Raw genomic sequence first — 12,244 nt, forward strand, 5'->3', positions numbered from 1 at the left:
GCAAATAATGCCATTTCCCAAAACTAAATTAGCACTAGGAGTACGAGTGTCGGCTGCCTCCGCGTACAGACGTATATAGCATAAATTAGTAAGATGTAGACAAAACACTATACAGAAAGCATAATAGATATAGCTGCTTGGAGATATATACTCTGTCACTACCTTAAAGATTTAAGCTATACGTGAGGAGCAGAAGATCATGAAGTACGACGAACGTAGATGATTAGTTTTCGGAAATGGTACAAAATAGAAGGAGATTAACTATTTATGATACCTAAGCAGATAGTATTAACTGGGGAAGTTTATATTAAATATATTAATGATATCACTAATCCTGAAATTGGAGATATTACACTTTTGTTAAATGATGATGCTACCAGCTTGATTAAAGGTGATTATGATAATCTCAAGGTTAGCGGATATATTAAAGCCAAGGTTTTTGATGGATTGGTTTGACAAAATATTAGTATCAGTGAATTATGTTTAGATAAAGAGTATAAATTTACTAAAAGGCAAAAAGCATTAGATTCAGCTATATTATGCAAAAATTTAATTGAAAGTCAGAGAGGGATTATTTTATATCGGACTTACCGAGGACATTTTTCTTGTCAAGAAAGATAATTGATAAGATTTTTGTTTCTTATTCTGAATTTATTTTATAAAATTGATAAGAAGAGGGTATAAAAATTGAACTATTCAATAATCATTCCATGAGGAGTGCAATAAAATGAAAAAACAATTCTTGCAAACAACTAAATATAATTAGGGAGATTTTTGCCAAATAACTCGTCATTACAAAAAAATCTTGTAATTTATAGTAAAAAAGAAGCAAAATAAAATAATTTAAGTTTCCTGGCCAACAGAAATTAAGATCAAACCTCTTGGACTGTAGGCGTATATTTATTATTAGTAATAGAGAGTTAGTAGATGAAAACAGAGGACAAGAAATCTGAAAATTTACAAGAATTAACCGATAAAATTAAAGAAGCATTGGTAGGAGTTAATTATGGGGATGAACTTGAATCTATAAGAGCACTCGAAATTTTTAAGGAGTTAAATAACGATGATTCTTTTACACAAGAAATAGAGCAAATTTTGGCTTGTCTTAGTGAACAAACCTTGGATCTGACTAAATTACAAACGCAGATTATTTTAATAATAAAGAAATATTTAGGGAATTTTGATACGAAAAAATTTACAAAATTAGATACTAAAATCAATGAAAAGCTTATTGCTAATAATATTGCAGAAGTGAGCCAATACCTGATTTTGCAACATTCTAGGTTAGTTAAGGAAGCTACCCGTGGTTTGTTAAAACCTAAAGATAATTTATACGCTATAAATGACAAACTTTTAAAAGATACAAAACGTGTAATAAAAAATTTTGCTGTATATCAAATATATAAATTTATGAATCCTAAAAGGATTGCAGGTGAGACAAAAAAGGAAAATTTTGCCTATAACTTTATAAAAGGTGGAATAGAATATGCCAAAAAATATGAGGGGGGTGCTAAAAGTGATCTTAAAAAATATCCTGTAGAATTCATTAAAAAACTAGACAAGGCGCGTGAGAATTTTATAAAAGGCGGCAGGATCATTGGATAAATTTATTAGATTTCCTGCACTAGTTCTATCTAGTTGGTGATTTTGTTGTTAAGACGCAGCCTTCCGCTGAGTAACAAACGTCTATGTTACGGCTGCTCAGCTCGGTTTCGTTTCTTTCTTCAAAATCCCAAGGGCTTTTTAGGGCTTATGCAGGTAGTCTATTATACCATTTCCCAAAACTAAATTAGCACTAGGAGTATGAGTGCCCGTTACCTGCGCGTATAGACGTATCACCCTACTGGACAAAAATAGAAAATGGTTAAAAAAACATATTATTTTAAGTACAAAATGTTATTTTTGAGATAATAATTGCTAAAAACGAGCTTTAGCAGATAACAATTTTTGTACTTTTTCAACCATCTTCTATTTTTGTCCAGTAGTGTGACAGAAATATACGTGAGGAGCAGAAGATCATGAAGTACAACCGACGTGATGATTAGTGTTCGGAAATGGTATTATAAGATTCTTATATAATCTTTTTGCTGTTAGGGCCCATGTGATCCGCTCGAGACTAGAATAAATTTTGGAAATGCATAATATTTATCTACATAAGTTAAAACTATCAAATTATCGCAATTTCCAAGACTTGGAGGTTAGTGTTGATAATAATTCTATTATTCTAATAGGAGCAAATGGCAGTGGTAAAACAAATATATTGGAAGCAATATCATTATTTTTCCCAGGTAAAGGCTTACGATCAGCAAAATTAGAAAATATATGTAAGCAAGCAGCAGAACAGTGCGAAGTTTATACATTATTCCACAGTAAACTTGGCCCTGCTGAAATTGTAACTAGCTTTAGGCGTGATGCGTATAGAAGAGTGACTGAATTTAATGGGAGCAAAATAAAAAATAATGAATTAAGTAAATTTACCTCTATGATTTGGCTTACTCCGCAAATGGACGGTATATTTGTTTCAAGTGCAACTGAAAGGAGAAAATTTTTTGATAGAATAGTATATAATTTTATTCCAACGCATGCTTATGCAGTTTCTAAATATGAGTATTACATGGACATGCGTAGTAAAATTTTATCTCAAGAGCAAATCGATGAAAATTGGCTTAGCATAGTTGAAGGCAAAATGTCGGAATTATCTGTAGAAATTACCCTTAATCGGATAAAAATTTTGCAAGATATACAAAAAGCTATTGATGACTTGGATAATCATTTTCCTAAAGTTACTTTATCCCTTAATGGCATTATTGAAGAACAAATTTTAAGTAATAATAAGCTAGAATTGGACTATATAAAACAGCATTTGTTAGTATCGCGACACTGCGATAAAATTTCTAATCGTACAAATTTTGGGGTACATAAGAGCGACTTTTTGGTGAGGCATAAAGAAAAAAATATCTTAGCGAAACTCTGTTCTACTGGAGAACAGAAAGCAATGTTAATAGCTCTAATACTTGCGCAGGTTAATTATTGTATTAAAGCCACAATGCCCCTACCCATTTTGCTATTAGATGAAGTGTTTGTGCATCTAGATGAAGTAAGAAGAGGGTACTTAATTGAGCTTTTTTTAGGGGTAAAATTACAACTATGGATTACTGCTACTGACTTAAATGGGATAGAGTCTTTAGCTAAAAAAACCGAATTAATCAAATTATAGGAATACAAATTGACTCATTCCAGAAGAATATGCGAGTATACTCAATAGATTTCAAGAGTTGGATTTGATTTTGATGGGTGAACGCGCGGAGCGTACATATAAGTATGTGAGCATGCAAAACCCAGATAAAATCAAAAAACAACTCTTGAAAGTCGAAGAGTACATGCCATAAAAACTGCCCGACTTGAATAACATATGCAAATTTTCCAATGATGATCATAAAAAAGTTAATAATTATTTTATCAATAATTTTTTCCTATAGTAGTGCTTTATCTTTTACGTGTGAAAACGGTGATAATAAAATTGTATTTGAAAATGACAAGTGGCAGGGAGAGGTTAACGCATCTACTTTATTAGTAAAAGCTAGGCAAATAACAGAGAAAAATTTGAGAATAGTAGCTGATACTCCTATGTATCTAGGGCATATTACTGGCTTAGTATGTGATAAAAAAAATGCTAGGTGGCATTACCCTAAACTCGGTATTACAATTAAATTATCTCAACAAGAAAATCGATTGATTTTTCATATAGAAAGCAACAAGGAGCAAGCGTTAATATTTCCAAGAAGTGGTAATACTTTGGAAAGTTGGGCAATTATTTATCCAAGTAGCGAGGGGTTATTTATACCGCAGCAAGACAAATTTTGGCAGAAGCAACTTGTCGGTACTACGTTACAAGTTAATGAAAGCATGACGATGCCTTTTTGGGCAATATATTACGGTACAGATTCAATAGTGTATATTCTGCATGATGATTTAAATAGTGAATTGTCTTTTAAATTATCGTTAGATAACAAAATATATGTACAGCTAGAGCATAATTTTTATAAAGCAAATAAGAGTAAGATTCCAGCATTTGAATTTAGTATTACTTTCGGGGATAAATCTCCTATTGCACCAGCGCTAGAATATAAAAAATATTTGTTATCACAAGAGAAAATTAAGACCTTACACGAAAAAGCCTTAGTCAATAAAAATATAGAGAAATTATATGGAGCTTTACATATCTATCTTTGGGGTAGTGGCAGAACGCTAGCAGCTATTAATAAGCTATATACCCTTGGATTAAAGAATTTATGGTTAGGTTATGATCAAGACGAGCGTACAGGGGATAATTTAATCACAAAAGAACTTATAGAAAAAGCTATATCCTTAGGTTATTTAATTGGCCCATATGACTCGTTCCATACTGTGGAAAACCCTGTAAATGCTAGATCTATTAATAGTATATTTCCTGGACATTACCCTCAATCCTGTATAATAAATAAAGATGGCCAAGTAAATATTGGCTTTGGCGGGGTGGGTTGCCATATGAGTTCAGCAGCCTTAGTAGCCCAACACCCTAAAAATAAAACAATATATAAGAGGATCGATAGGTTTGTAAATACAGGTATTAATTCTTATTTTCTTGATTGCGATGCGACGGGAGAATTATTTAATGATTATTCCCCGCTCCACCCAATGACCCAAGCTCAGGATCGTATAAACCGAAGTGATCGAATGCAATACATATCTTTAAATAAAAAGTTGGTCCTTGGCTCTGAGACTGCTGCATGGTGGGCAGTGCCGTATATAGCTTTTGCTCATGGTAATCTTTCTGTACATAATTCTATTCATTGGGGTTTTGCTAAAAAACGCGATCTATACGGGAAGTACTGGCCTCCTGCTAGACCAGAGTTTTTTTTTAAATCAATCAATGCCCCTGCTCCTTACATTAAAGCTAGATATAACCCAAAATATCGAATACCTTTATTTCAAGCGGTCTTTCATCAAGCTATTATTACCACTGACCGGTGGGAGATTCCTCATATGAAGTTCGCCAATGCAGTACAAAATAGAGCATTATTAGAGTTATTATATGGAGTACCATCTATTTGGTCCCTAGATTTGCTAGATATCAATAAATATAGCAACAAATTAAAGAAATTATACCAATTTTTCTCTCCCATTCACAAAGTAATTGTGAGTGAAGAATTAACAGAATTCAGATGGTTAGATGATAACCGGCAAGTACAACAAACTGTTTTTGGTAATAAAATAAAGCTTACTGCTAATTTCTCTGATAAAATGTATCACTCAATTAAGCCTAACACTATTAAAGCTTTGTGGTTAGAGAGCAACTTAGAGCAAGAATATACTCCTTAAGTGGATTTAAGGTAGAGCATAATATTTATTAGACTTCTTGCATAATTAACTTATGCTAGCTTGTGTTGACAAAATTTTTATAGTTTGATTTATGCAAAAAGTCTATTCTTAGATCGAAATACAGGTTAGTTAACCCAAGGCACTATATTCATTTTGTTTTTATTCTTGCTACCCCTTCCTCTATTAACTCTCGAGCTTTTTGAGCATAATCCCATCCCTGAATCTTAACCCATTTTCCTTTCTCTAAGTTTTTGTAATGCTCAAAAAAATGCTTGATACGTTGTTTTAATAGAGGACAAATATCATCTAAGTCCTTGACCGAATCAAAGCTAGTGTCCAATTTTGAAATTGGCACTGCAATAATTTTTTCATCTAATCCCGATTCATCTTCCATCATTAAAACTCCTACAGGCCTTGATAGAATAATACAGCCAGGCATTACGGGGTAATGGGAAAGGACTAGTACATCTATCGGATCTCCATCATTTGCCAATGTATGAGGGATAAAACCGTAATTACAAGGATAAAACATTGCAGTTTGGACAAATCTATCAACAAATATTGCCCCTGATTCTTTATCCATTTCATATTTTACTGGATCACTCTTCATAGGGATTTCTATAATAACGTTGATATTATTATCGTCAGTTTTACCTTTAATTTTGTCAATGAACATATAGTTTTGCTTTGTTAGTTAGTAGTTACTCATACCAAATTGCTTTCTTCACATTAGGTCGTCGTATTTCGGGATTCGTTGTGCTCACCTAGATCTACTAGGTTCCGCGCGCCTCACCACTCATACTCCTACTACTGTCTTGAAAGCAACTTGATATCAGTTACTTTCAAGAATTGTTTTTGCATGTTATTAAGGCTTTAGCTATGCTTCTATATTAAACTTCCTACCTATAAATCTCTAGCTAGTGATTTTGTCGTCAAAACGTGACTTTCTGCTCCATAACAATCGCCTATGTTACGGCTGCTCGGCGCAGCCTCGTTTTCCTAAAAACTCCGAGTGCTTTTTTGAACTATATTCAGAAAGCCTACTAGGCTCTGTGAACATTTCTATTTACTGGCCGATGTCGTTATTTTCATTCTCGAATCCTTATATGCACCCTGGTGCGCTACAATTCTGCGAGCGAAAATGCCTATAAATCTATTCGTTACATAGAAATGTTCACAGAACCTAGTTGCTAAGGCAAAATAATTCTTCTATTAAATTGATAGTACTTGCTTTTAAATTTAAGTCATAGTCTACAGTATTATTGATTATTGTTTTTAGGTTAGTAAATTTTTTTATTAAGCAATAACTAGAATTAAAAGCCATCTTAGTAAAAATCTTGTTTTCTAAGTGATTTAAAATAATATTGTAGTTAAGAGATTTTTTAGTAATTTTATTTACTAAATATAATATACTATAAGCAAAATCTCCCCATAATTCTTTATTCTTACTAGTTACTTCTTCTACCAACGCTAATCTTATAGAGGTGCTAGGATAATCCGCGAGGGAGGTAATAACTTTAATATATGTATTATTATCATCAAAATAATTTGGTAATTTTACATTAAACTTAAAACATCTAGACCTTAAAGTAGAGATTATAGCCGCAGTTCTTGAAGTTATGAGAAAAATAATACTATTTTTAGGTGTATCCTCTAAAAGTTTTAAACAAGAATTAGCTGCGTTTAAAGTCATCAAATCTGCTTGATAAATAATAGCGACTCTATATTTAGAAATAGAAGGAGTCCTATAAAAAAATTTATGTAAATCTCTAATTTGTTCAATAGAAATACTGGCAGCATTGCTACCTTCTTCTCGTGCTATTAATCGGTAATCAGGATGATTGTTTAATTGCATGTTATTTAAGAATAACTCAGATACTATAAATATATGCAAATCTTCTAAAGTTGCGGCTATATCTGGGGTATCAATTAACCAGCTATTATAAAATCTACCTTGTTTCAGCCTAAATTTAAGATGTTCTTGTATCATTTTATAATTATTTATGGAACTATGTCTTATAGTATAAGCTTTAATTATTTCCTAATATTATTTAGCTAGTAAATATATAAAAAAAGTAATTAGCTATATATAATGATTATTCGTTACAAGCTTCTTTAAATTTTTTACCTGCTCTAAATACCGCTTGCTTATAAGCAGCAATGCGCATTTTTTCTCCAGTTTTTGGATTACGCCCTTCCCGTGCAGATCGGTCTTGTATTTCTAAAGCGCAATACCCAATTATATGAAATCCTTTACCCTGCTTAGCTAATTTTACCATGGTATCCAAAACCCAATTCAAGGCTTTTTCAGCGGCAGCTTTTGTCCGATCAGTTCCCTCGATCATTTCGCTTAGAAATTCGCTTTTGTTTGCTGATTTTCCTTTATCCATAATATCGACTCTCTAAATAAATTATTAACATTTTAGGCATTATTAAGCAATAGTAGCATAAAAAAATGCTCAAGACCTATTAATCCTAATTCTTTACATTATAGCAAACACTCGCCTCACTGCAACCTAGACTTCCTTAGAAATTTTGAATATATTTATTTTATGATTTAATTTGAATAAAATTGTATCTATTTTACATCAAATTGGCTTCCTCTGTCGTTAACAGCGTCTATTATCAAACTGTTTAGGTAGACTGATAGGGTAGATTTAGAGCTAAAATATAGGCAAGTTTTGTGAAGATAGCTCTTTTATTTTAAAAAATTTACTTATATTTAGTACGAGAAATATGTTAGGTTCTGTTGACAAAATTTTTTAGGGTCTTTGGTAGTATATTTTCCTGCCGCTATAAGAAGTTTTTGAAAGTAGAACTTGTAATTTTATTATACATAATAACGAATAAATATCAGATTTATAAACAAGGTCATATCATCTTAAATCTTGTTCATTTATTATATTAAAAAGATCTTGAAGAACTTAAGATAACCCGGATGATAATACTTTGCAACCAAAAACTAAAATCATGAAAAAAGACCCCCTTTATAAAAATTATCGTGACTTACCTTACAGATCCAGCGTTGGGATGATGATAATAGACCAAAATAATAGAATATTTGTTGGAAAAAGAATTGATACTAAAATATCTGCTTGGCAAATGCCACAAGGTGGTATTCATTTAGGAGAAACTCCAAGCAATGCTGCACTGCGAGAAATGGCAGAGGAATTAGGATGTAATAAAGGCCATATTATTGCAGAAAGCAAATATTGGTACAGCTACGATTTACCTAAAATTTTAATACCCAAATTATGGAATGGAAATTTCCGTGGACAAAAACAAAAATGGTTCCTCATTAGATTTACTGGCACTAACGAAGATATCAATATTAATACTAGTGTTCCAGAATTTGAAGAATGGCGCTGGACTAGGGTGGATGAGCTATTATCCATTATTATCCCCTTTAAACGTAAGCTTTATAAAGCGGTACTTAAGGAATTTGCGATGATAATTAAGAGTAATAATTGATCAATTATACCATAATGAATGATCTACAACAACAAGCAGCAAATCCTGAGCATTCGGTGTGGGTATCAGCTTCCGCAGGCACAGGTAAAACGAAAATTTTAATAGATAGAGTCTTGAGATTATTAATTAATGGTGCTTCTTTTGAACAGATATTATGCTTAACTTTTACTAATGCTGCTGCTTTTGAAATGCAGAGCAGAATTAGAAGTAAGCTGTTACATTTTGCGTCAATTGTCACGACAGACTTAATTAAAGAACTTACGCTACTTCTTAATAAAGAGCCCGTTGAGAGTGAAATACAGTCTGCTAAAAGCTTATATCAACAACTACTCAATTCTAATTACGGTATCAATATTTATACTATTCATGCTTTTTGTCAAAAGTTGCTAAAACTATTTTCTTTCGAAGTAGATATTAACCCAGAATTTGAGATCCTTGACAATATTACTGCCGCCGGCATTGTACAAAGAATAAAAAATCAAATCTATGTAGACCCCGAATATAATCCGTTAATTAATTTCTTTCTCACTAATTTTCATGAAACAACCATTAATGATATTGTCCTAGAGATAATTCAACACAAAATGAAGTTCAACAATTTATTTACTAAAAGAACTTACAATATCAAAGAATACCAAGGAGGTTCTGGGAGGGACATGACTGGTAATAATGATCTTCCACCAGAGCTTGCTGATAAAATACACGCATTATTTATCAACTATTCAATAAACACCGCAGCTAATCAAAATATTATACAATTTTTTCTTACTAAAGATTTTGTTAAACGAAAAAATATTCTGCCTAAAGCTATAGCTTATAAATACCCAGATTTATTAAGAGAGGTTGAGTATATTCAAGAAGAAGTCTTTAAAATAGATCAACAAAGAAAAATGCAGGAAATGGAAAATTATTCCAACTCTTTAGCTCTCCTAGCTAAAATTTTTCTAGATAAATATGATGATTATAAAACCCAAAATAATTTATTGGATTATGATGATTTAATTTATCATACCCAGTTATTACTAAATAATAAAAACATAAGGCCTTGGATATTATACAAACTTGATGGATGGATCTCTCACTTGCTTGTTGATGAAGCACAAGATACTAGTAAAGAACAATGGCATATTATCACTACTATTATAGCAGACTTTTGTATCAATACTAAACATAATAATAGCGTGTTTGTAGTAGGAGACCAAAAACAATCTATTTTCAGTTTCCAAGGAGCAAATCTTAATTTTTTTGAGTCTGTTAACAAACGCTTGCAACAAAATTTTTGTAGAGCCAATAGAAGTTTTAAAAATATTACCTTGGAATGGTCATATAGATCAACCCCCGAAATCATCAATATAGTTTACACAATTTTAGACCAAATTAAAAATTCTACCCCATATCTATTTCCTTCTGACAATCCTAAAATGTTCCCGTTCCGTAAGGATCATAAAGGGACAGTAGAAATTTGGCCGGTAGTGACAGGCGGCCAACAGAGTAGATTATTTTGGCCACTACCAACAGCCGAGAATAAAGAAGTAACTACTAAAACGTTACTTGCAGAGAAAATAGCTAGTTTTATAAAGCGACAACTATTAAGTAAAAGAATCTTAGCTACTACTAAAAATGTAGTTAAGGAAGCTGATTTTATGATATTAGTACGTAAAAGAGATGAGTTAGTTTCTGAAATAATTAATGCCCTTAAGAAATGTAACATACAGGTTGAAGACATTGATAGAGTTACTTTAAATCACAATTTATCTGTACTCGATTTAATGGCCATAGCAAAATTCGTACTACTTCCACAAGATGATTTAAATTTAGCTAGTGTACTAAAATCCCCTATTATTGGGATGAATGAGGAAGAGCTGCAAAAGTTAACAATAGAAAGAGGGGCTAACTCTATTTGGGAATATATACCTACTCTACCAATATATATCAATGTATATGATAAATTATGCTACTTCCTACAAATATACAAAGCTACTCATTGTGGAAATTTTTTTTCTTTTATTGTTGATTGCTGTAATTTTAGACAAACCTTAGTAGACAATAATGGCTTTGACAGTAATGACTTAATTAACGAGTTAATATATTTAAGTGTTAATTATGCTAATAATGTAAATAGCTCATTGCAGAGCTTTGTATATTGGTTTGAAAATAACATAATAGAAATTAAAAGAAATTTAGAATCTTCTAACAAAATAAGAATCATGACTGTACATGCTTCTAAAGGATTACAAGCCCCTATTGTTATTTTGTGTGATACTACTTCATTACCTATTACAAATAATAAATTTCTTTGGGATGATAATGATGAATTATATGCTACTACTCAAACTGCTAATAGCCCAGAATTTTTTAAACGCCTTAAGGAACAACAGCAACTTAAAGATATGCAGGAATATATCAGGCTACTTTACGTGGCAATGACTAGAGCTGAAGATCATTTAATTATTTGCGGCTACCAGACAGGCAATAAATTACCTGAAAATTGTTGGTATGAATTAGTATTAAGAGCAATGAAGGTTCAAGGAAAATTATATGAAGAGAATATCATCGTTTACGGCCAGGCAATAGAAATAGAGGATCAGTATAATCCTAATATTAGTCTTACTAATCAAACAATGTTGCTCTCCACTCCAGCATTAGATCCCTTGCGAAACTCTACTGCTGAGGGTAATGTCGACAAAGAAGCGGTGCTTGACACTCGTACTCCTAGTGCTAATTTAGTTCCCGGAAATGGTATTACATCTAAGTATGCTATGGGTCGTAGTTCTGAGTTTCCTTCAAAATTCCTACCTGAAGCAAGTCTCGAAAGATGCCTGTTAGAAAGCAGGCTGCAAGCAGACTCCTTTTTTAAACCTCACCTACTAAATAAACTATTCAAACCTACCAAACAAAATTATCCAGTTAAACCTCCTCTTCTTCCTATAGATTATTTAGAATACGGTAAAATATTTCATAAAATTCTTGAAGATGCCGTAAAAATGAAACATTTTTCTTACGCCAATAAACATCCTTATATTAATAATTTACCCTTGCTGCTGCAAGTAAAAATCCACCATAATATTGATAAGCTACTTAATAATCCAGAGTTTACATCTCTTATGGTTCAAGAACTAAAAACGGAAGTAACAATTGGAATAACCGTCAATAATGAGATTAAAATAGGCAGAATTGACTTATTAGCTATTCATGATGATAAAATAACTATTATAGATTATAAAACTGATACTCATCCTCCAAAAACAGCTAATTTAATTAATGAAACTTATATTGATCAGTTAAATTTTTACCGACATCTAATTGAGGCATTATACCCAGGTAAGGAAGTAACTTGTAAAATATTATGGCTAGAAGATGGTAATTTCATGTCTATAGCGAAATAATGGTTATAATAAAATTTCCGCTAGTT

The 12,244-nt window shown here is 31.9% G+C and carries 9 protein-coding genes and 1 pseudogene; 7 read left to right on the top strand and 3 right to left on the bottom strand.

What is annotated here, in order from left to right; genetic code table 11:
* Window positions 1–267: 267 nt before the first annotated feature.
* From ACFELV_RS06325 to ACFELV_RS06340, 4 genes are all read left to right on the top strand, one after another.
* Window positions 268–456 carry a hypothetical protein gene (locus ACFELV_RS06325; RefSeq protein WP_375327226.1) on the top strand — a complete coding sequence of 63 codons (189 nt, stop codon included), beginning with the start codon at window positions 268–270 and terminating at the stop codon, window positions 454–456.
* A gap of 471 nt (window positions 457–927) precedes the next feature.
* Window positions 928–1,605 carry a DUF5394 family protein gene (locus ACFELV_RS06330; protein ID WP_375327227.1) on the top strand — a complete coding sequence of 226 codons (678 nt, stop codon included), beginning with the start codon at window positions 928–930 and terminating at the stop codon, window positions 1,603–1,605.
* A 529-nt stretch (window positions 1,606–2,134) separates the two neighbouring features.
* The gene (gene recF / locus ACFELV_RS06335; RefSeq protein ID WP_375327228.1) at window positions 2,135–3,217 is read left to right on the top strand and encodes a DNA replication/repair protein RecF; all 1,083 of its coding nucleotides are present in this window, start codon (window positions 2,135–2,137) and stop codon (window positions 3,215–3,217) included.
* A gap of 209 nt (window positions 3,218–3,426) precedes the next feature.
* Complete coding sequence (locus ACFELV_RS06340; protein ID WP_375327229.1) at window positions 3,427–5,361, top strand: glycoside hydrolase; 1,935 nt, start codon at window positions 3,427–3,429, stop codon at window positions 5,359–5,361.
* A 148-nt stretch (window positions 5,362–5,509) separates the two neighbouring features.
* On the opposite strand, the gene ppa is transcribed toward ACFELV_RS06340, so the two are convergent.
* The 3 genes from ppa to ACFELV_RS06355 form a co-directional block, all read right to left on the bottom strand.
* Window positions 5,510–6,037, bottom strand: a complete 528-nt coding sequence (gene ppa / locus ACFELV_RS06345; protein ID WP_375327230.1) for an inorganic diphosphatase — start codon at window positions 6,035–6,037, stop codon at window positions 5,510–5,512.
* 507 nt (window positions 6,038–6,544) lie between these two features.
* Window positions 6,545–7,351, bottom strand: coding sequence for a DNA polymerase III subunit delta' (locus ACFELV_RS06350; protein WP_375327231.1), 807 nt, complete (start codon window positions 7,349–7,351; stop codon window positions 6,545–6,547).
* Window positions 7,352–7,457: 106 nt separating this feature from the next.
* Window positions 7,458–7,751 carry an HU family DNA-binding protein gene (locus ACFELV_RS06355; RefSeq protein WP_375327232.1) on the bottom strand — a complete coding sequence of 98 codons (294 nt, stop codon included), beginning with the start codon at window positions 7,749–7,751 and terminating at the stop codon, window positions 7,458–7,460.
* Window positions 7,752–8,331: 580 nt separating this feature from the next.
* Between ACFELV_RS06355 and ACFELV_RS06360 the strand changes: the two genes are divergently transcribed.
* The 3 genes and pseudogenes from ACFELV_RS06360 to ACFELV_RS06370 all read left to right on the top strand — a co-directional run bounded on the left by ACFELV_RS06360 (window position 8,332) and on the right by ACFELV_RS06370 (window position 12,218).
* On the top strand, window positions 8,332–8,832 hold the full coding sequence (locus ACFELV_RS06360) for an RNA pyrophosphohydrolase (RefSeq protein WP_375327233.1): 501 nt from the start codon (window positions 8,332–8,334) through the stop codon (window positions 8,830–8,832).
* 14 nt (window positions 8,833–8,846) lie between these two features.
* Window positions 8,847–11,336 (top strand): annotated as a pseudogene (locus ACFELV_RS06365) (UvrD-helicase domain-containing protein); the annotation flags it as partial.
* 600 nt (window positions 11,337–11,936) lie between these two features.
* A complete protein-coding gene (locus tag ACFELV_RS06370) occupies window positions 11,937–12,218 on the top strand; it encodes a PD-(D/E)XK nuclease family protein (protein ID WP_375327549.1) in 282 nt (93 codons plus the stop codon).
* Window positions 12,219–12,244 lie beyond the last annotated feature (26 nt).

The organism is Candidatus Tisiphia endosymbiont of Nemotelus uliginosus (genome assembly GCF_964264835.1).
Classification (GTDB): Bacteria; Pseudomonadota; Alphaproteobacteria; order Rickettsiales; family Rickettsiaceae; genus Tisiphia.

What these genes read in the sequence shown, in the direction of transcription:
- ACFELV_RS06340 (WP_375327229.1), top strand. Translation starts at nt 3,427, where the DNA reads ATGATGATCATAAAAAAGTTAATAATTATTTTATCAATAATTTTTTCC.
- ACFELV_RS06350 (WP_375327231.1), bottom strand. Translation starts at nt 7,351, where the DNA reads ATGATACAAGAACATCTTAAATTTAGGCTGAAACAAGGTAGATTTTAT.
- recF (WP_375327228.1), top strand. Translation starts at nt 2,135, where the DNA reads ATGCATAATATTTATCTACATAAGTTAAAACTATCAAATTATCGCAAT.
- ACFELV_RS06325 (WP_375327226.1), top strand. Translation starts at nt 268, where the DNA reads ATGATACCTAAGCAGATAGTATTAACTGGGGAAGTTTATATTAAATAT.
- ppa (WP_375327230.1), bottom strand. Translation starts at nt 6,037, where the DNA reads ATGTTCATTGACAAAATTAAAGGTAAAACTGACGATAATAATATCAAC.
- ACFELV_RS06355 (WP_375327232.1), bottom strand. Translation starts at nt 7,751, where the DNA reads ATGGATAAAGGAAAATCAGCAAACAAAAGCGAATTTCTAAGCGAAATG.
- ACFELV_RS06360 (WP_375327233.1), top strand. Translation starts at nt 8,332, where the DNA reads ATGAAAAAAGACCCCCTTTATAAAAATTATCGTGACTTACCTTACAGA.
- ACFELV_RS06330 (WP_375327227.1), top strand. Translation starts at nt 928, where the DNA reads ATGAAAACAGAGGACAAGAAATCTGAAAATTTACAAGAATTAACCGAT.
- ACFELV_RS06370 (WP_375327549.1), top strand. Translation starts at nt 11,937, where the DNA reads ATGGTTCAAGAACTAAAAACGGAAGTAACAATTGGAATAACCGTCAAT.